Here is an 18459-nt window from a genome sequence, read left to right on the forward strand (position 1 = left end):
CATACGCGGGTGAGTCTGGCGATGGACTTCGAGCCGGAGGGCATGGCGGAGAAGGCCGGTGACGCGATGGGTGTGCTGGACCGCCGGGTCAAGGGTGACCTGAAGCGGTTCAAGGGCTTCATCGAGGAACGCGGCACGGAGAGCGGCGGCTGGCGCGGCCGCATCACCCCCGGCGACGCCGGTGGGACCGACACGGGGACGCCGCCGGTCGGCAAGTGGGACCCGCCCGTGGCCGGGTGACCCGAGCTGATCCCATCGACGCTGCCGGGGCGGCCGAAGCCGCCCCGGCAGCGTCGTCCGCGGAAAGGCCGGACGTCTTCCGGAAGGCCGTCCGCCGGACGCGCTCCGCACACGTGCGCCGAACGCACGCGGCGCAGGCGGCGCACGGGAAGGACGCGTGGGGCCCTCGCCGAGGGCCCCACGCGTCCTTTCCCCGCGCCGTTCGGGCGCTTCAGTCGCTCCAGCGGAGTACCGCCCCCAGGCCGCCCGCCGGTCCGCCCATCCCCTCGGGGACGACCAGGACCTCGCAGTCCGCGGCGACGGCGGCCCGCAGGAGGGCATCGTCCGCGCGCGCCTGTTCGGGCTCGGCGACTCCGACCGCCCGGGCGTCACCGCGCTGTACGGCGACGTCGTCGGGGCCGGGACCGATCCAGACCTGCCGCCCCGCGTCCGAGGCGTTCCGGTCGATCAGCAGGGTCGCCACCTGGTGCTTGCGGGCGGCGTCGACCACCGCGGGAATGCCCTCGGCGGCCTGACCCGGTCCGGTGTCCACGCTCGACGTCCGGTGCTCGCCCGGCCTGCCGCGCCCGATCCGGAAGCGGTCGAGCGCGTTCTGGATCCGCTCGCGCGCGTACCGGTCGCATGCCTCCTCGATCTGCTCGTCGAGGACGCTCGTCGACGAACCGGCCTGCCTGCCGCCGCTGCCGGCCTCGACGGCGACGGCCTGGATGTGCTGGGGCAGCCGGCTGTACACCGCTCGGCGCTCGCGGGGGTCACCGGTCAGCACGAGCAGCGACGGATCGTTCTCCGGCCACTGCCGGACGAGCTCCGACGCGATGATGTCGGCGGTCTCGTCCCAGGTCTTCTCGACCTTGTTGCGGTAGTGCCATTCGTACCGGTCCGCGGGAATGCTGCGGTGGCCCCGGCCCCGCCACTCCTTGCCCTGCGCCTGTCCGACGCTCTCACGGCGGTGCGCCTGCCGGAGCTCCAGGTCGGCGCCCGTGCGGTCGATGTAGGCGACGAGACACGTGAGGTCCTCGCCGCGCAGCACGACGAGCGGCGCGACGTGGGGAAGGGTCGACCACGTCACGTCCTCGGCGGGCGGCGCCTGTGCGAGGGGCAGGTCGAGGACGACCTCGTCGCCCGTGGCGAACAGGGCGCGGCCCGGGGGAGTCCCGGAGACGGGTTCCTGGGCGAGCCTGTCCATCACCGCTCGCACGGTGGCGGGCGCGGCGCCCTCGTCGACGAGCCGGCCGGCGACGGAGCGATTGCGCAGTTGCTGCATCTTCGCCGCGTCCTCGGTCGCTCGGGTGGTTTCGACGTAGACCGATGCCCAGGGGCCTGGGCGGTCGAAGAGCGGCTTGAGAAAGCCGAGTTCCATGGTGTCCCCCAATGCGTGGTGGGGAGGGGCGTCATCTCGGACGTCGCGTCCCGGCGGCGGTCAGGCTCCTTCGTCCCTCTCGCCCCGCTGGTACGGCGGTTCGTCGGCGGGTGGCTCGGGGTCGTGCCATTCCTCCGCGCGCGTGGGGTGGCCGGACCGCACCTGTCCCTCGACTTCCTTCTTCCGCTCGTCGTCCAGTTTCGGACCGGACTTGTTGCTTCCTCGCTGCGGGGTGTTCATCGCTGCCTCCTTCCGGCTCGACGCGGTACGGAGCGGGTCTCCGTACCGTTTCCGTACTCCGGCGCGTGCCCGTCGCCGGGGGTGACAAACCGGACGCCCGCCAACCGGGGCACCGCAGACGGGAGGGCGGGCAGGAGCCGCGCTCCTTCCCGCCCTCCCGCCCCGCGGAGGCGTGGGTTCAGCTGCCCTGCCCGGCCTCGGTGCCCTCGCCGTCTCCCGTTTCTCCCTCGTCCTCGATCCCCGTGTCGACATGCATCGCGGCCTCCTCGGCCGCGGCCGCTCCGCCGTCGATGCCGACGTCCCGGGCCACGACACCGACGTTCCGCCGGGGTGACGGTTCGTCCACCGGAGCGAGCCGGCCGGCGCGCGTCGCGCCCGACTCCTGGTCCACGGGTTCGCCGTCGCCGCCCGGGAGATCGCCGATGCCGTCCCCGGGCGGCGGCTCGGTGTCGGGGACCTCCTGCGCGAGGCGCTCGTCGAGCGACTCTCCCTCGCTCTGTTCCCGGCCGGTCGTTCCGTGCCGGGTCACGGCGTGGGGGCGGTCCGGGGGCGCGTAGCCCTGGTCCAGCATGTCGTCGAGCTCGTCCGCGCCGATGGCGTTCTCGAGATCGAGCTCGTCGTCGGGGCGGTTGTCGACGTCGGCGTTGACCGGCTGGTAGACGTCGTCGCCACGTGCCTCGTCGTCCGGCGTCGCCGCGTCGGCGGCAGCCTGGTCATGGGCGTCCTGGGGCATGGTCGGCTCCTTTCCTCGCACCGCCCCTCCTCTTCGGCGACATCACCCGGGTCGGAGGCGCGGCCGTCCCCCCCGGGGGGCGTCGTTCGTGTCGTCCGAGCGGTGCGGTGGGGTGCGCTAAGTGGCGCGGCTGTGGTCCTTGGTCTCCGGCGGAGGTGGTCCCTGCCCGAACCGCGCGGCACCGCGGCGCAGCCGCCGGGCCGCCTCTCCCATCTCCTGGAGGAGCCGGGACGCCACCTCGTCCATGGAGTCCCAGGGTTCGGAACGGTCGCGGTCAGGGTCGTGATCTACATCGTGCTCCGGAGTCACGACGCGCGCATACCCGGAAACCTCCCCGGCAGTCCTCCCCGCCCCTGGGCCCGAGGGGAGGGCGTCGAGGGCGTCCACACAGACGGGCCCCGCGCCGGTCGCGCGGGGCGGGAGGGTTCGGGAGCGGGTCGGGTGACTCAGGCGGGGGTGACGTGCTCGGCCTGGGGGCCCTTGGGGCCCTGGACGACGTCGAAGGCGACCTTCTGTCCCTCGTCGAGCTCTCGGTATCCCGCGGCGTCGATGGCCGAGTAGTGGACGAAGACGTCCGGGCCACCTCCGTCCTGAGCGATGAAGCCGAAGCCCTTCTCCGCGTTGAACCACTTGACGGTGCCGGTAGCCATGTCCAAATCTCCTTCATGGGCGCGGAAGCATGTCCCACGCCGGGCGTCTTCCCGGAAAAGCCCGCTCCATGGCTGTGATCCCCGATGAAGCGCGGTTTCCCGCCCGGCCCCCGTGCGCGCGGTCGACCGCGAGGGCGGCGAAGGCCGTCGACGACCGCCGGTCACCGTCCGTCGCGCCGGGTGTCAGCCGATGTCGCGGGGGTACGCGCCGCAGGGACACCGACAGCGACGAGCAGAGGTATCTCATGGGGACCCCGCCGAACGATCCCGTACCGCCCAGCCCCACTCCGGCGCCAGGCCCGGGGCCCGGACCGCAGCCGGGACCCCTGCCCGGGCCGGTTCCCGGGCCTGGCGGGCCCGACCCGGTGCCTCCGGCGCCGCCGCAGCCCCAACCCGACCCGGAGCCTGCCCCCGCTCCCTCCCCCGAGCCGCACCCGGAGCCCGGCCCGCTGCCCGGTCCCGTGCCGGCCCCGGCACCCGTGACCTGACGGGAGGGCGGGCGCGGCGGCCGGGCGTCAGCGCGGAGGCGCGGGCGCCGCCGCCGTGGCCCGCAGCTGCGCCAACCAGTCGTCCACCAAGCGGATCTGTCGCTCCGGCGGGTACTCCGCCGGAGCGAAGAGCGCCTGTACGACCAGCCCGAGGACGAAGCTCTGGGCCGCCGCCGCCAGATCCTCGGGCGGGGTGTCGGCGGGCAGTTCGCCACGCCGCTGGGCGCCGGCGACCTGCGCGGCCAGCCTGGCCCGCGACCGGCGGTAGCGCTCGGCGTGCTCGGCGGCGAGGTCGGGATCCGCAAGCGCGACGTCCCAGGAGGCCACCCAGATCCGGTTGGTCGCGGCGGCCTCGGGCGTGAGCGGCAGCACGTCGAGCATCAGGGTCCGCAGGGCGGCGGCGCCCCGCGTGGGCCCGCTGCGGCGCGGCCGCTGTTCCGTCCGCTCGGCGAGCACCTCGAGCGCGGTGCGGACCAGGGCGCGCTTGTTGGGGAAGTAGTGGGTGAGCAGGCCGGTGGTCGCGCCCATCTCGCCCGCCACGGCGCGCAGGGTCAAGCCACCGAACCCGTGTTCGGCGAGGATGCGCCAGACGGCCTCGGAGACATCGCGTCGGCGGGCGTCGTGGTCTCCACGTGCGGGGGGCATGCGGGTATCGTACATAGCAAGCGTTTGGTACGCACCCCGACGCCGCCGTTCGCTGCTCTACGGAGGACCGACCGTCTACGGAGCACCGACCGCCTACGCAGCACTGACGCCACGCAGGACTCACCGCCCGCCGACTCCCCGGAGCCGCCCCGATGTTCGCGATACGCCTCTCCGACACCCTCGCCGCCGAACTCCGCCCGCTGGAGCCCTGGCAGGCCGAGGAGTTCCTGGCCCACATGGACCGCGCCCGCGCCAACCTCGACGAGTTCATCCCCTTCGCCTCGCTCTCCACCGACCTGCCCTCGGCGCGCGCCACGCTGCAGAAGTACGCCGACCAGGCGGCCGCCGACACCGCCCGGATCTACGGCATCTGGCTGGACGGCACGCTCGTCGGCGGCGTGATGTTCGCGCGCTTCGACGCCCGGACCGGCAACTGCGAGGTCGGGGTCTGGGCCGAGCCCGCGGGCGAAGGACTCGGACTGATCTCCGCGGCCGTACGCCACCTGATCGAGTACGCGGTCGTCGAACGCGGAATACAGCGCGTCGAGTGGCTCACCAGCTCCGGCAACGCCCGCAGCCGTGCGGTCGCACGCCGGGCGGGCATGCGTCTGGACGGTGTGCTGCGCTCCAAGCATCCGCACAACGGGATCCGCCACGACACCGAGGTCTGGTCCCTGCTGGCCGACGAATGGATGGCGTCACCCGCGCGTTCCGGAGCGGACGCCGGGCGGACTCGTGGACAAACGGCCCCCGTCGGCGGCTGATCGCCGCGAAGCTGGGTAGCCGCCAGCGGAACGACGCCGAGTGAGCGGCGACCACCCGGGGCGACGGAGCCCCGGGCACTCGGCCTCGCGAAGGAGGCGAAGTGCCATGGCCGGGACTCGTGGCATGGCCCGGGGCGCGCGCACCGCGGTGCAGCAGGCCGCCCTGCTGATGGGGGTCGTGTTCCTCCTGGTCGGAATCCTGGGCTTCGTCCCGGGAGTGACCACCGACTACGACTCGCTCGAGTTCGCCGAGCACCACTCGGGAGCGCAGCTGCTGGGCATCTTCCAGGTGTCGGTCCTCCACAACCTGGTGCATCTGCTCTTCGGCATCGCCGGAGTGCTCATGGCCCGCACGCCCCTCGGCGCCCGGCGGTATCTGATCGGCGGCGGTGTCGTCTACCTGGCGCTGTGGATCTACGGCCTCGTCATCGACCTCGACAGCAAGGCGAACTTCGTCCCGGTCAACGATGCCGACAACTGGCTCCACCTGGCCCTCGGAGTCGCGATGGTGGCGCTCGGCGTTCTGCTGACCCGCCGGCGCGGAGTCGTGTGACCCGACCGCGCCCACTCACGGCCTCCGAGCGGGGGCCGTGGCGAAGCGGCGCCGTGCGGAAGCGGCGGCTCGTAGCGAAGCGGTGTCGGAGCAAGGAGACACGGCATGGACATCCTCAAGCAGCAGCCGACGAGCAAGGCCCCGGACGAGTGGTTCACCGGCGATGCCTGGTGGGACGTGATCTACGCCGGCGAGGAGCCGTCCCGGATGCGCGCCGACATGGTGCGCTTCGCCCCCGGCGCCCGTACCGACTGGCATGTGCACGCCCTCGGCCAGACCCTGCACATCGTCTCCGGCGTCTGCCTGATCCAGTCGCGCGGCGGAGAGGTCATCGAGGTCCACCCGGGGGACACCGTCCACACGCCGCCGGGCGAGGAGCACTGGCACGGCGCCTCTCCGGACCGGTTCATGACCCACCTCGCCCTCTGGGAGGGGCGAGGGGACGACTCGCCCGACACCGAGTGGGGCGACAAGGTCACCGACGAGGAGTACTCCCGCCCCCGTCACAGCAGCCCCTGAGCGGCACCCGCGGACCTGAGCGGGGTGGCACATTCACTATGTTGACATACCTATGTCTCCATAGGTAGTTTTGGCTCATGCGGAACGACATCGACGGCGCGCGCGGTCCCCACGATCCGGGGCGGACCGCCGCGGCGATCGTCCGTCTCCTGCCCGACCTCCACCGCGCCCTGGAGCGCCGAGCCGACCAGGACTTCCCTCATCCCAAGCCCCCGGAAGGCCAGTTGGCGATCCTGCGGCTGGTGCGCGAGCGCCCGGGGATCACGGTCAGGGCGGCCGCCGAGGCGCTGCTGATGAAGCCCAACAACGTCAGCGCCCTGGTGTCGCAGATGGTGACGGGCGGCCTGCTGCTGCGGGAGCAGGACCCGGCGGACAAGCGCGTCGCCCATCTGCGGGTGACGGACGAGGCCCTGTCCCGGGTCTCCGCCGTCGAAGAGCTGTTCCGCGGATACGTCCTGGCCGGCCTCGACGCCCTCGACGACGAGGCGCGCGCTTCCCTCGCGGGGGCGATGCCCGCGCTCGAGGAGCTGGCCCGGCGGATCCGCCCGGCCGTCGACTGAGATCGACGGCCTTTCACCTCGTCCCCGGGCTCCCGCCCGTCATCAGAAGGACCAGACACCTCACCATGCCCTCCTACACCCCCGACATCGTCGTCGTGCCGGCCCACTCTCCTCCGGAGCCGACACGCGGCGGCCTCCGCTCCCGCCCCTGGCTGACACTGACAGCCGTCGCCTTCGGCCTGTTCATGGTCGGCCTCGACGGCAGTGTCGTCTCCATCGCCAACCCCGAGATCGGCCGCGATCTCCACGCCTCCACGGCGGACCTCCAGTGGGTCACCAACTCCTATCTCCTCGCCCTCGCCGCGGCGTTGATCCTCGGCGGCAAACTGGGCGACCGCTTCGGCCGGCGCACCTACTACCTGATCGGAGTGGCGGGCTTCACCCTCGCCTCCGTCGCCATCGGCCTTGCCGGCTCCATCGACGGCGTCATCGCCTTCCGCGCGCTCCAGGGCTTCTTCGGCGCCCTGCTGATGCCCAACACGCTCGGGCTGCTGCGCGCGGTGTTCCCGCCGAAGAAGTTCGGCATGGCGGTCGGCGTCTGGGCGATGGTCTCGTCCGTCTCGACGGCGCTCGGCCCCATCGTCGGCGGCCTGCTCGTCGAGCACGTCAACTGGGAGTCCGTCTTCTACATCAACGCCCCCATCGGCGTCGTCGCCCTCGTCTTCAGCGCACTCGTGCTGCCGCAGAGCAAGAACCCCACCGGCCACCGCGCGTTCGACGTTCCCGGTGTCCTCCTGCTGGCGCTCGGCCTGCTCGTGGTCGTCTTCGGCGTCGTCAAGGGCGAGACATGGGGCTGGAGTTCGCCGTCCACCCTCGGCACGCTCGCCGCCGGCGTCGCGGTCCTGCTGATCTTCGGGCGCCACGAGACGCGGGTCGGGAACCCCCTGCTGCCGATGCGGCTCTTCCGCCACCCCGCCCTGACCATCGGCACCGTCATCACGGCTGTCAACTTCTTCGTCCTGCTCGGCCTGATCTTCTTCGTCATGCTCTATCTGCAGAACGTACGGGGATTCACACCGGTCGAGGCAGGTGTACGGACCCTGCCGCTGAGCCTGGCCTCCGTGGTCGCCTCACCGATCGGTGCCGCCCTCACCGACAGGTTCGGCGCCCGGCTCTCCATGCCGCTCGGCATGGCCCTCCAGGCCGGCGCGTCCTTCGGGATGCTCGGCTGGGGCGCGCACTCCTCGTACGCCGCGCTCTGGCCGCCCTTCGTCGCGCTCGGCCTGGGCGTCGGCATGGTCATGGCCGCCTCCTCCGAGGCCATCGTGGGCAACGCCCCCGTCGAGGACGCCGGTGTGGCGGGCGGCCTGCAGGCCACGGCGTTGCAGATCGGCGGGGCGCTCGGCACCTCCGTACTCGTGTCGCTGATCAGTGCCCGTGTCGGTGCCACGCTGACGGGCGAACTGACCGCCGCCGGAGTGCCCGCGCCGATCGCCCACGGCATGGCGGAGGCGAAGGACGCGGTCGCGATGGGCGTGTCTCCGGTCTCCGGCACCATGCCCGCCGACCTGAGGGCGGCGGTCGTCGAGGGCAGCGGGCAGGCGTTCATGAACGGCGTCCACACCGCCGTCCTCGTCACCGGTGCGCTCTGTGTCGCGGGGGCCGTGCTCGCGGCCGTCGGCGTCCGGCGCGCCCCGCAGGCGTCCGCCCGTCCCTGAGAGAGCCGGTCGCGGCGGAGAGCGGGTCCACGGCGTGCGGCGCCGTGGACCCGCTGTCGTCGCCCCGCCCTCTTGCCGCCCTGGTGCCGGCCGTGGCCCGTCAGTCCGGTGCGACGCCGCCTGCCGATCGGCAGATGTGGGCGAACAGGCGGCGCAGCAAGGACTCCAGAAGGAGGCGTTCCGCGGCGGAGAGAGGGGCGAGGAGGTCGTCGTCCACGGCGGTGAGTTCGGCGCTGATCCCGGTCAGAGCCGATCGGCCCTCCGGGGTCAGGGCGACCTCGATCAGCCGCCGGTCCTCGGGGCGCTGGGCGCAGGTGACATAGCCCGCCTTCACCAGGTCGCCGACGACCCGGGCGAGGTCGGTGGTGTGGATGTCGAGACGGGCCGCCAACTCGCTCTTCACCTGCGCCCCGTACGTGTCCAGCGCGGACAGGACCGTCGCGTGCCACAGGCGCAGACCGCGCCCGGCGAGGCGTTCCGCGAGCCGCGCCCGGGCGTCCTTGCCGGTGCGCGACAGGACGTACGTACTGAGGGTCAGAAGGGTTCCGGACGTGGTGCTCATGCGCTCGGGAACACCCCCGGCGCGCTCCCGGCACCGCGGCCCGCCCCATCCTCGTCGAGGCCGAACGCCGCCCGCAGCGCCCGCACCGCGGCGGGGACGTCCGCGGCGCGGATCACCGCCGTGACCCCGGCCGCCGTCGAGGAGATCGCCAGGATGCGGGCATCGGCCCGGGACAGCGCCTCCGCGAAGGCGGCCGTCACGGCGGGCGCCGTGCGCAGGCCCGTACCCGTGAGCCGGACGCGGGCCACCATCTCGTCGCACTCCGGCACGGCCCGCCCGGCGCCCACGCTCAGCACGTCGAGCGCGCGGGCGGCGTCGCGGCGGGCCAGCACGAAGGAGAGGTCGGTGAAGCCCGGCGCGCCGCGCGAAGGCCCCAGGCGCAGCATCTCGGGGCGCACTCCCGCCTGCCCGAGCCGCTGGACCAGACCGGCGATGTCGACCGGCTTGCCCGGGAACCCGGTGACGGTGATGTGTGCCGAGGACGTGTCGTACCGGATGTCCGAGACGATCGGGCGCTCCACGGTTCCCCCTTCCCTCGCACCACGGTGGACGGCCCGGCGGCGCGGCGCCCCCGGACGGCCGGTCGGGCGGTTCGCCACGAGCTCCGCCTGACGGCTCATGAGACGGCGGGCACCTTCCCGTTCGCCGCCACGGGCAGCTTCCGCGCCCCGGCGACCAACCCCGTCGCGAGACAGCAGGCGACCACGGCGACCGCCACCGGCGCCCACGGCCCCCAGCGGTCGAGCGCCGCCCCGGCCAGCGGGTTGGCGGCCGCCGACGCCGCCGTCGTGGCGGTGGCGATCCAGCCGAACGCCTCCCCGCGACGGGCCGGTCCCGCGCTGTCCGCGACATGGTCGTAGAGGGCGGCGAGAGCGGGCGGGATCACCATGCCGCCCACGGCGAGCGCCGCGGCCACCGCCCAGGGACTGCCGCCGGTCAGCGGCGTGGCCAGGGCGGGAAGGAGCAGCGCCACCCCCGCGGCCACGAGCAGCAGCCGGCGGCGCAGGTTCACCGCGCCGTCGGGCCAGAGCGTGGCGGCGAGGCCGCCCGCCGCCGACCCGGCCGCCCAGACACCGGTGAGGACACCGCCGAGGGCCGGGCTGCCGCGCTGGTGCGACCAGGAGACCAGCACGAAGTCGATGATCGCGAAGCCCGCGATGAGCGCGGTCACGGCGGCGACGGACCGGAGCACCGCCGGGTCGCGGAGCAGCGAACCCCTCGACGCGCCTTCGTCGGCCGGCTCGGCCACGGGCGGTGCGTCGACCCCCGCGCGGCGTACGGCCGCGGCCAGGCCGAACCCGCCCACGGCGGCCAGCGCCCCGCAGACGGCGACCGCGCCGCGGGCCCCCACGCCCGCGATGGCGAGGGACGCGGCGCCGGGCCCGGTGACCAGGACGAGCTCGTTGACCGTGGCCTGGAGCGTGAACGCGCGCCGCCGCAGCCCCCCTCGGGCGAGCTGGGCGACCTTGGCACGCGAGACCTGGGTGGACGGCGGACACGCCAGACCGACGAGGAACGCGGCACCGGCGAGCAGCTCCCAGCCCGCCCGCGCCGGCACGGCCGCGAGCGCGGCCACACCCGCCCCGTACACCACCGACGTCCACATCAGCAGGCGGGCGGCGGGCCGCCGGTCGACGGTCCGGCCCCGGAGCGGCGCGGTGAGCCCCTGGCCGAGGACGAGCGCGCCGGAGACCAGCCCCGCGGTGGCGTAGGAGCCGGTGATGTCGGCCGCGACGACCAGGAGCGCCACCAGGGTCGCGGAGAGATGGAGACGGCCGACGAGGCTCCAGCCGAGCAGCGACAGCAGACCGGGGGCCGCGGCGAGCTCCTTGAGGGAGTTCGCCGCGGCCGGTGCGCCCGTGGTCGGGGCGCTCATGACCGCAGGGCTCCGCGGCGGCGCTGCCAGTCGGTGACACCGTCGCACCAGGCGTCGAGTTCGGTCTGGAAGAGGGCCGCGTAGTGGTCGACCAGCTCCTGCCCGAGGAGGCGGGCGGGGAGCTTCGACGTGGTGAACCGTTCCAGCGCCTGCCAGGGCGTGGTCGCCAGTCTGCCGGTCCGCTCGCCCGCCTCGGGCAGCGGAAGACCGTCCTCGATGCCGGACAGGCCGGCGGCGAGGAGCGCCGCCACGGCGAGGTGGGGCTGTGCGTCGGCACCGGGGAAGCGGCATTCCAGCCGCAGCGACGGCCCGCTGCCGGCCAGCCGTACGGAGGCGGTCCGGTCGTCCACGCCCCACCGGACCTCGGTGGGCGCGAAGTCGCCCGTCCGCAGCCGTACGTACGAGTTGACCGTCGGCGCCCACACCGGGGTCAGCTCGCCGGCCGCCCGCAGCACCCCGGCGAGGAAGGAGGCGAGCAGCGGGCCCGGCCGGCGCGGATCTCCCTCCTCCGGGCCGAGGTTGCGGCCCTCGGCGTCGTTGAGGGAGAGGTGGACATGGCACGAACTGCCCTGCCCGGGACCCTCGGCGGCCAGGTAGGACGCCGTGACGCCGTGCCGGGCCGCCGTCTGCCGGACGAGGGTCTGCTGCACCATGGCGTCGTCGCAGGCGGCCAGCGCGTCGCGGTGCCGCAGCACCACCTCGTACTGCCCGGGATGGCACTCGGCCCGCGCCGACTCCACGCCCAGCGCCGCCTCGTGGAGGGTGGCGCGCAGATCGCGCAGGAGCGGGGCGAGCGGCTCCGTACCGCCCAGGGCGTAGTCGATGCCGTGGGAGGTGAGCGGTGCGCCGCCGGCGTCGTAGAAGGTGACCTCGTGCTCCAGGCCCACGGACGGCACGATGCCGAGCTCCTCGGCGGCGGCCAGCCGCTCCCGCAGCACGGTCCGGGGCGCGACCGGCACCGGGGCGCCGTCCGGCCAGACCGCGTCGCAGACCACGTACCAGCTGCCGTCCTCACCGGGCTGCGGCAGCAGCGTCGCCGCGTCGGGACGCAGCACGAGGTCGGAGAAGGTGTCGTAGTAGCGCTGGAGTTCGGGCGCGGTGGACGTCGCGCGGTCCACCGTCCAGGCGTAGAGGTAGGTGCAGGCGCCGTAGCCGTCGTCGAGCACCGACCCGAGGGCGAAGTCGCCGTCCAGGTCGACGGCCGCGAAGCGGGCGTGCGGGTCGGGCGCGAGCAGCGTCAGCCGGCGCGGCCCCCGGGCGGCGAGCTCCGCCCGCAGCCGGGAGCCGGCCTCCGCACGGGCCGCGAGGGTACGCGGCCCGGCGGGGCGCTTCCAGAAGGCGTCGGAGGTCACCGGGGTCACCAGGCGCCTTCCGGGTCCGGCGCGTGCAGGGGGTTGGGGACGCGGCCGAAGCGGACGTCGAACTCCTCGTCCCGGTCGACCCGTTCGAAGCCCTCGCCCGCGAGGTGCTCGCGGTTGAGGCAGACCCGCTCGACGTCGGGGGCGAACAGGTCCAGGTCCGGGTAGCGCTTGGCGTCCTCGGGGAAGCGGTCGGCGTGGGCGCGGATGATGCCCCGGACCTGCTCCCACATCGCGGCGCGCGGATAGCCGAAGTCGTCGTGGGCGATCTCCGCGAGGAAACGGATCTGCCCGGAGAAGACGGACGAGAACAGCGACTGCGCCATGAGCGGCGCGGGCCAGCGCAGCATGTCCTTGCGGGCTTCCTCGCCCAGCGTGTCGTGGATCGGGAGGTCGCTGTCGACGAGGTCGACGCCCTGCGCGAAGTCCTTGATCATCACACGGAGCGGACGGCCGTCCGGGTCGGTGATGAGGATGAGGTTCTGGCTGTGCGGGCAGAACGCGACCCCGTACCGGTAGAGCCAGTGCAGCAGCGGCGTGAGGATGAGGTCGTAGAGCTTGCCGAACCACGCCTCGGGCGTCATGCCGGACGTACGGATCAGATGGGCGACGACGCTCTCGCCCTCGTGGTCGCGGTAGGGGAGCGTGGCCAGCGAGATCGCCCGCTCGTCCGCGCCGACGCGGGTGCGCAGGGGCTCGCGCCACAGCACGCCGAGCGTCTCGTGGAAGCGGTACGGCAGATCGGGGAGCGAGCCGAAGAGCGGGTGGCGGACCGAGACCGCGGCCACCTCGCCGAGGAGGTCGAAGCGGTACTCGTCGCGCAGCAGCTCGTCGTTCTCGTGGATCGACAGCAGCCACTCGGTGACGGCCGGGCCGGCCAGGGTGGCGGCGGAGTTGAGGCCGCGGTAGACGAGGGTGTTCCGCACCGAACAGGCCGTCTTCACGTCCCGCCGCGTGGGGTGGGTGACGTTCGCGAGCGTGCGGACGGTCTGGTGCGGCACGTACGAGTCGGCCGAGTCGCCGAGCAGGACGATGCGGCCGGTGGCGATCTCGGCGGCGTAGAGGGTGCCGATGATCTCGTCCCACTGCCAGGGGTGGATCGGCATCCACACGAAGTCGGCCGGGTCCCCGCCGCTCGCGGTGACGCGCTCGGTGAACGCCGCACGCGTCTCCTCGTCGAGCTCCTCGGCGAGCAGCGTGGCCTCGTCCAGGCCGGGGACGGAACGGAAGCTGGCGAGATCACGGTGGACGGCCGCCCAGCGCACCCGGAAGGGGGTGCGCGCCTCGGGGGCGAGCCGCTCCCGGTCGGCGGCGGAGAAGCCCACCCGGCCCTTGTTGACGACGATGCGCGGGTGGCCGGTGAGGTGGCCGTCGGCGCGGTCGTAGGGGAGGGCGGCCAGCTCGGCGGCGGTGATCGGCGCGGCCAGGCGCAGCGCCTCGTTGGAGACGGTCGCGGTCAGCTCGCTCAGGACGTCGGCGAGCCGCATCCCGGCGAGGCCGAGCACGGCGCGGGCGTCGGTGACGAGGATCCGCGGGTCGTCGGCCGGCGCGCAGGCGCCGTCGGCGGTGTGGCGGGTGGCGGTGCCGGGGGAGACGACCCAGCAGCGGAAGGCGCCGTGGCGGGCGCGGAAACGATACGTCACACCATCGGCGAGATCGAGGCGCCAGGCCGGCTCGACGCCCTCCGAGACCGGCTCGGGGTCGGCGACCGGCTCGAAGAGGAACTCGTAGGAGAGTTCGCCGAGCATCTTCTCGGTGATCAGGGTGCCGGCCCGTCGCCAGGCAAGCGCACGGTCCCGCGGGGATATCTGCTCGGTCACGAACGTCCTCCGGTGCTGGTGGTGGTGAGTTCGGCATCGTGGCCCGGTGCGGCGAGACCGCCGAGGCCGAAGGTGGTGAAGGCGGTGCGCTCGGGCAGGAGATAGGTCTCCTCGCCGGTGAGCGAGTTGAGGATCACGGCCGACCGCCAGGCCGCGAGCCCGAGATCGGGGGTGCCGACGCCGTGCGTGTGCCGCTCGGCGTTCTGGACGTAGACGGACCCGCCGATCTCCGGGGCGAGCCGCAGCCGCTGCTGCTCGTCGACCTCCGGCCGGCCGGCCGTGTCGCGCACGATGTACGGCCGCAGGGCGGCGAGCAGACCGTCGACGGGCCGCTCGCGGTAGCCGGTGGCGAGGACGACGGCGTCCGTGACGAGCCGGCCGCGCGCCTGCTGGTCCCCGTGCTCGACGTCCAGTTCGATCCGGTCGCCGACGCGGGTGGCCCGCTGGACGGCCACTCCGGGGGTGAGGGTGACGTCGGGCCAGGTGCCGTCCAGGCCGCGGCGGTACAGCTCGTCGTGGATCTCACCGAGCGTGTCGCCGCTGACGCCCTTGTACAGCTGCCACTGACTGGGCAGCAGCCGGTCGCGGGTGGCCTCGGGCAGGCTGTGGAAGTAGCGGGTGTAGTCCGGGGTGAACTGCTCCAGGCCGATCTTGCTGTACTCCATCGGCGCGAACGCCGGGGTGCGCGCGAGCCAGGTCAGGCCCTCCCGGCCCTCCGGGCGGGCGCGCAGCAGGTCGAGCAGGACCTCCGCGCCGGACTGCCCGGAGCCGACGACCGTGACATGGCGGGCGGCGAGCAGGCGGTCCCGGTGGGCCAGGTAGTCGGCCGAGTGCAGGACGAGCGTGCCCGGGTCGTCGGCGAGCGCCCGCAGGGCCTCCGGCACGTGCGGGGCGGTGCCGATGCCGAGCGCGAGGTTCCGGGCGTACGTACGGCCGACGGCCTGCGCGTCACCGTCCGCGTCGAGACGGGTGAAGTCCACGGCGAACGCGTCCTGTCCGGCGTCCCAGCGGACGGTGTCGACCTGGTGGCCGAAGTGGACCGACGGCAGCTCCCGGCTGGCCCACCGGCAGTAGTGGTCGTACTCGGCGCGGTGGATGTGGAACTGCTCGGCGAAGTAGAACGGGAACAGGCGCCGCCGGGTCTTGACGTAGTTCAGGAACGACCAGCGGCTCGTCGGCTCGACCAGGCTCACCAGGTCGGCGAGGAAGGGGACCTGGAGGGTGGCGCCCTCGATCAGGAGGCCGGGGTGCCAGTGGAACGAGGGGCGCTGCTCGTAGAACGCGGTGCGCAGTCCCGGTACGCCGTCGGCCAGGGCGGCGAGCGACAGGTTGAACGGTCCTGTGCCCACCCCCAGGAGATCCAGGGGCTCTTCGGCGGGTGCGGGCGTCATCGGGGTCCTCCGGTGGGGCGGGCGTCGGCAGCGAGCGTGACGGTGCCGGAGCCGGTGGCGCCGGCGGCTGCCGCGGTCTCGGTGTCGGTATCGGTCGCGGTCTGGGGCTCGGTGTGTGTCGGGGGGTGGGGGCGGCGGGCGTCCGTGCCGGCGGTGCCGCCGGCGGTGTCGGTGACGAGTTCGAGCAGGCCGGCGAGGTCGGCGGCTCGGCTGCGCGGGTGCAGGAGGGTGGCCTTGAGCCACAGACGCGGGGTGCCGTCCGCGTCCGCGGCCCGGGCGCGGCCGAGCACGGCCCGGCCGGCGGCCAGCAGATCCCGCCGGACCGCCGCGACGAGCGCGTCACCCTGGTCGTCGGGGAGCGCGTCGGCGGCCGCGGGCCGGAACAGCACCGTGCTGATGCCGATGTCCCCGGGACGCCTGCGCAGCGCGGGATGGGCGTCGACGGCCGCCGCGAACTCCTCCGCCGTACGGACGCAGTGCTCGACGAGCGAGCCGATCCCCTGGCGGCCGAGCGACTGGAGCGTCGCCGCGATCTTGAGGGCGTCGGGGCGGCGGGAGGTACGGATCGAGCGGCCGAGCAGGTCGGGCAGCCCGGCCTCGGTGTCGTCGTCGGCGTTCAGGTAGTCGGCGCGCAGGGAGAGCGCGTCGAGGGCGGCGGTGTCGGCGACCGCGAGGACTCCGGCGGCCACCGGCTGCCAGCCCAGCTTGTGCAGGTCGAAGGTGACGGAGACGGCGGCGTCGAGGCCCGCGAGGCGCGGGGCGAGCCGGTCGCTGAACAGCAGGGGGCCGCCGTAGGCGGCGTCCACATGGAGTTCGGCGCCGTGGCAGGCAGCGACCTGGGAGAGCTCGGGAAGCGGGTCGATGAGTCCTTCGTCGGTGGTGCCGGCGGTGGCGACGACCAGGGCGGGCCCCCGGCCGAGTTGGGTCAGGGCGCGGTCGAGCGCGGCCGGCACCATACGGCCCGCGCGGCACTCGACGACCACCGGCGTGGGAAGCCCCAGCATCCAGGCGGCCCGGTGCACGCTGTGGTGGGCGTTGGCTCCGGTCAGGACCTGGAGCGGACGGGCGCCGAGGGCCCGCGCGCGCTCCCGGGCGAGCAGCAGGGCGACGAGGTTGGACTCCGTACCCCCGCTGGTGATCAGCGCGTCGGGAGCCGGGGCGTCCGAGTAGACCAGCGCGGCCAGGGCCTCGGTGGTGCGCTGTTCGAGGACCGCGGCGGCGGGCGCCTGGTCCCAGGAGTCCATCGAGGGGTTGAGCGCGGAGGCGGCGAGATCCGCCGCGACCGCGACGGCGAGCGGCGGGCAGTGCAGATGGGCGACGCAGGACGGGTCGGACGGGTCGGCGGCGCCGGCGGCGACCGCGCGGACCAGGCCGGCGAGCGCGGCCTCGGCGCCGATCCCCTCCTCGGGCAGGACCGGCCCGCAGGCGGCGGCCATGGCGTCGGCGACCGCGTCGGGCCCGCCCGAGGGCAGCGGCCCGCTGCGGGCGGTCGCGCCCTCGGCGAGAGCGCCGAGCACGGTCCACGTCAACGAGCGCAGGACGTGCGGTCCTTCGTGCCCGCCGGCGACGGCGGTCTCGACGCCACGGGGCTGCCGGGAGTCGGGAGCGCCGTCGGCGCCCCCGGTCGGACGGAGGAGCGTCACGCCGCACGCTCCACGGTCTCCACCGCCGCGCCCAGCCGGCCGAGGACGGAGTCGGCCTGGTCGTCGGTGAGGACGAGCGGCGGCAGAAGGCGCACCACGGTGTCCTCCCGGCCCCCGAGCTCCAGCATCAGGCCGTTGTCCAGGCACGCGGCGCGCAGGGCGCGGGCGAAGGCGGGGTCGGCGGGCAGGGAGCCGAGGCGGTCCGGCGGGCCGTCCGGGTCGACGACCTCGATCCCGATCATCAGCCCCCGGCCCCGGACCTCGCCGAGGACCGGGTGGGTGCGGGCGATCTCGCGCAGTCCGTGGCGGATCCGTTCGCCCAGCTTCTCCGCCCGCTCGGCGAGCTGCTGTTCGGCGACGGTGCGCAGGGTGATCTCTCCGGCGATCATGGCGAGGGTGTTGCCCCGGAAGGTGCCGGTGTGGTCGCCCGGCCGCCAGGTGTCGAGGTCGGGGCGGTAGGCGATGAGGGCGAGGGGAAGTCCGCCGCCGACCGCCTTGGAGGTGACGAGGACGTCCGGGGTGACACCGGCCCGCTCGCAGGCCCAGAAGTGGCCGGTGCGGCCGATCCCGGTCTGGATCTCGTCGATGATCAGCACGACGCCGTGCTCGGCGGTGATCCGGCGGATCTCCCGGAGCCAGTGGTCCGGCCCCTCGACGACGCCGCCCTCGCCCTGGACGACCTCGAGGATGACGGCGGCGGGTGTGGCGACGCCGCTGCTCGGGTCGGTGAGGTAGCTCTCCAGAAGACGGGCGGACAACTCCCCGGCCTGCTCGGCTCCCACCCCGAACGGGCAGCGGTAGCCGTACGGGTAGGGCAGTCGGGTGACCGGGAGCGAGTCGGCCGGCCCCGGGGTCCGCATCCGGGCGGGCCCGGAGACGGCCGAGGCGCCGAGCGTCATGCCGTGGTAGGCGCCGGTGAAGGCGATGACCCCGTGCCGTCCCGTGGCGTGCTGGGCGAGTTTGAGGGCGGCCTCGACGGCGTCGGTGCCGGCCGGGCTGCAGAAGTGCAGACGGGCGTCGTCGCGCAGGGTGCCGGGCAGCCTGCGCAGCAACTCCGCGCTGAACTCGTCCTTCTGAGGGGTGATCATGTCCAGCGTGTGGAGCGGCGCGCCCGAGGTGAGGGCGGACTGGAGAGCGGCGACGACCTCGGGGTGGTTGTGGCCCAGGGCGAGTGTTCCCGCACCGGAGAGGCAGTCGAGATAGGTGCGGCCGTCCGCACCGGTGACGACCGCGCCGGCGGCGGCAACGGGTGCCACGGGCAGATTGCGGGCATAGGTGCGGGCGGAGGACTCGCGAAGCGCCTGACGTTCCAGGAGCTGAGCACGCAGCATGGCGAAGTGCCCTTCGGTCGTGGTGCCTTGGGTCGTACGTGTGACGGCATGACGGACACCGGCCAGTG

The 18459-nt window shown here is 74.1% G+C and carries 19 protein-coding genes and 1 pseudogene; 6 read left to right on the forward strand and 14 right to left on the reverse strand.

All coding sequences use genetic code 11. The features are described 5' to 3' along the window. Nucleotides 1-240, forward strand: a pseudogene (locus ACWDX6_RS25050) (hypothetical protein); the annotation flags it as partial. A 211-nt stretch (nucleotides 241-451) separates the two neighbouring features. Here the strand turns inward: ACWDX6_RS25050 and ACWDX6_RS25055 are convergent. The 6 genes from ACWDX6_RS25055 to ACWDX6_RS25080 all read right to left on the reverse strand — a co-directional run bounded on the left by ACWDX6_RS25055 (nucleotide 452) and on the right by ACWDX6_RS25080 (nucleotide 4356). After that, complete coding sequence (locus tag ACWDX6_RS25055; RefSeq protein WP_451487128.1) at nucleotides 452-1600, reverse strand: baeRF2 domain-containing protein; 1149 nt, start codon at nucleotides 1598-1600, stop codon at nucleotides 452-454. Nucleotides 1601-1660: 60 nt separating this feature from the next. Continuing rightward, on the reverse strand, nucleotides 1661-1840 hold the full coding sequence (locus ACWDX6_RS25060) for a hypothetical protein (RefSeq protein WP_451487129.1): 180 nt from the start codon (nucleotides 1838-1840) through the stop codon (nucleotides 1661-1663). 178 nt (nucleotides 1841-2018) lie between these two features. Continuing rightward, the gene (locus ACWDX6_RS25065; protein ID WP_451487130.1) at nucleotides 2019-2573 is read right to left on the reverse strand and encodes a DUF5709 domain-containing protein; all 555 of its coding nucleotides are present in this window, start codon (nucleotides 2571-2573) and stop codon (nucleotides 2019-2021) included. A gap of 117 nt (nucleotides 2574-2690) precedes the next feature. Continuing rightward, on the reverse strand, nucleotides 2691-2819 hold the full coding sequence (locus tag ACWDX6_RS25070; protein ID WP_451487131.1) for a hypothetical protein: 129 nt from the start codon (nucleotides 2817-2819) through the stop codon (nucleotides 2691-2693). A 200-nt stretch (nucleotides 2820-3019) separates the two neighbouring features. After that, the gene (locus ACWDX6_RS25075; protein WP_403295886.1) at nucleotides 3020-3223 is read right to left on the reverse strand and encodes a cold-shock protein; all 204 of its coding nucleotides are present in this window, start codon (nucleotides 3221-3223) and stop codon (nucleotides 3020-3022) included. Nucleotides 3224-3738: 515 nt separating this feature from the next. Next, nucleotides 3739-4356 (reverse strand): TetR/AcrR family transcriptional regulator, encoded by a 618-nt coding sequence (locus ACWDX6_RS25080; protein ID WP_451487132.1) that lies wholly within the window; start codon nucleotides 4354-4356, stop codon nucleotides 3739-3741. Between the two features lie 152 nt (nucleotides 4357-4508). On the opposite strand from ACWDX6_RS25080, the gene ACWDX6_RS25085 reads away from it, so the two are divergent. The 5 genes from ACWDX6_RS25085 (at nucleotide 4509) to ACWDX6_RS25105 (ending at nucleotide 8410) form a co-directional block, all read left to right on the forward strand. Next, a complete protein-coding gene (locus ACWDX6_RS25085) occupies nucleotides 4509-5120 on the forward strand; it encodes a GNAT family N-acetyltransferase (protein ID WP_451487133.1) in 612 nt (203 codons plus the stop codon). A gap of 106 nt (nucleotides 5121-5226) precedes the next feature. Beyond that, complete coding sequence (locus ACWDX6_RS25090) at nucleotides 5227-5673, forward strand: DUF4383 domain-containing protein (RefSeq protein WP_451487134.1); 447 nt, start codon at nucleotides 5227-5229, stop codon at nucleotides 5671-5673. Nucleotides 5674-5778: 105 nt separating this feature from the next. Continuing rightward, a complete protein-coding gene (locus ACWDX6_RS25095) occupies nucleotides 5779-6192 on the forward strand; it encodes a (R)-mandelonitrile lyase (protein ID WP_451487135.1) in 414 nt (137 codons plus the stop codon). A gap of 77 nt (nucleotides 6193-6269) precedes the next feature. Beyond that, nucleotides 6270-6752 (forward strand): MarR family winged helix-turn-helix transcriptional regulator, encoded by a 483-nt coding sequence (locus tag ACWDX6_RS25100; protein WP_451487136.1) that lies wholly within the window; start codon nucleotides 6270-6272, stop codon nucleotides 6750-6752. Nucleotides 6753-6817: 65 nt separating this feature from the next. Beyond that, nucleotides 6818-8410 (forward strand): MFS transporter, encoded by a 1593-nt coding sequence (locus ACWDX6_RS25105; RefSeq protein ID WP_451487137.1) that lies wholly within the window; start codon nucleotides 6818-6820, stop codon nucleotides 8408-8410. Nucleotides 8411-8510: 100 nt separating this feature from the next. On the opposite strand, the gene ACWDX6_RS25110 is transcribed toward ACWDX6_RS25105, so the two are convergent. Genes ACWDX6_RS25110 through ACWDX6_RS25145 form a run of 8 tightly spaced genes read right to left on the reverse strand, consistent with a single transcriptional unit; the run spans nucleotide 8511 to nucleotide 18391 of the window. Beyond that, entirely contained in the window at nucleotides 8511-8972 is a 462-nt protein-coding gene (locus ACWDX6_RS25110) for a MarR family winged helix-turn-helix transcriptional regulator (protein WP_451487138.1), read from the reverse strand. Beyond that, nucleotides 8969-9592 (reverse strand): ACT domain-containing protein, encoded by a 624-nt coding sequence (locus ACWDX6_RS25115; RefSeq protein ID WP_451487139.1) that lies wholly within the window; start codon nucleotides 9590-9592, stop codon nucleotides 8969-8971. The genes ACWDX6_RS25110 and ACWDX6_RS25115 overlap by 4 nt, the downstream gene beginning before the upstream one ends. Beyond that, nucleotides 9589-10848, reverse strand: coding sequence for an MFS transporter (locus ACWDX6_RS25120; RefSeq protein ID WP_451487140.1), 1260 nt, complete (start codon nucleotides 10846-10848; stop codon nucleotides 9589-9591). Before ACWDX6_RS25120 ends, ACWDX6_RS25115 begins: the two co-directional genes overlap by 4 nt. Further along, nucleotides 10845-12209: a hypothetical protein gene (locus ACWDX6_RS25125; protein WP_451487141.1), complete on the reverse strand. Its 1365-nt coding sequence runs from the start codon at nucleotides 12207-12209 to the stop codon at nucleotides 10845-10847. Before ACWDX6_RS25125 ends, ACWDX6_RS25120 begins: the two co-directional genes overlap by 4 nt. Beyond that, a complete protein-coding gene (locus ACWDX6_RS25130) occupies nucleotides 12206-14026 on the reverse strand; it encodes an IucA/IucC family protein (protein WP_451487142.1) in 1821 nt (606 codons plus the stop codon). Before ACWDX6_RS25130 ends, ACWDX6_RS25125 begins: the two co-directional genes overlap by 4 nt. Further along, nucleotides 14023-15417 (reverse strand): lysine N(6)-hydroxylase/L-ornithine N(5)-oxygenase family protein, encoded by a 1395-nt coding sequence (locus tag ACWDX6_RS25135; RefSeq protein ID WP_451487143.1) that lies wholly within the window; start codon nucleotides 15415-15417, stop codon nucleotides 14023-14025. The genes ACWDX6_RS25130 and ACWDX6_RS25135 overlap by 4 nt, the downstream gene beginning before the upstream one ends. Then, nucleotides 15414-17060 (reverse strand): pyridoxal phosphate-dependent decarboxylase family protein, encoded by a 1647-nt coding sequence (locus ACWDX6_RS25140; RefSeq protein ID WP_451487144.1) that lies wholly within the window; start codon nucleotides 17058-17060, stop codon nucleotides 15414-15416. The genes ACWDX6_RS25135 and ACWDX6_RS25140 overlap by 4 nt, the downstream gene beginning before the upstream one ends. Continuing rightward, nucleotides 17057-18391, reverse strand: coding sequence for a diaminobutyrate--2-oxoglutarate transaminase family protein (locus ACWDX6_RS25145; protein WP_451487145.1), 1335 nt, complete (start codon nucleotides 18389-18391; stop codon nucleotides 17057-17059). The genes ACWDX6_RS25140 and ACWDX6_RS25145 overlap by 4 nt, the downstream gene beginning before the upstream one ends. Between the last annotated feature and the right edge of the window lie 68 nt (nucleotides 18392-18459).

Source organism: Streptomyces sp. NPDC003027, from assembly GCF_053591435.1.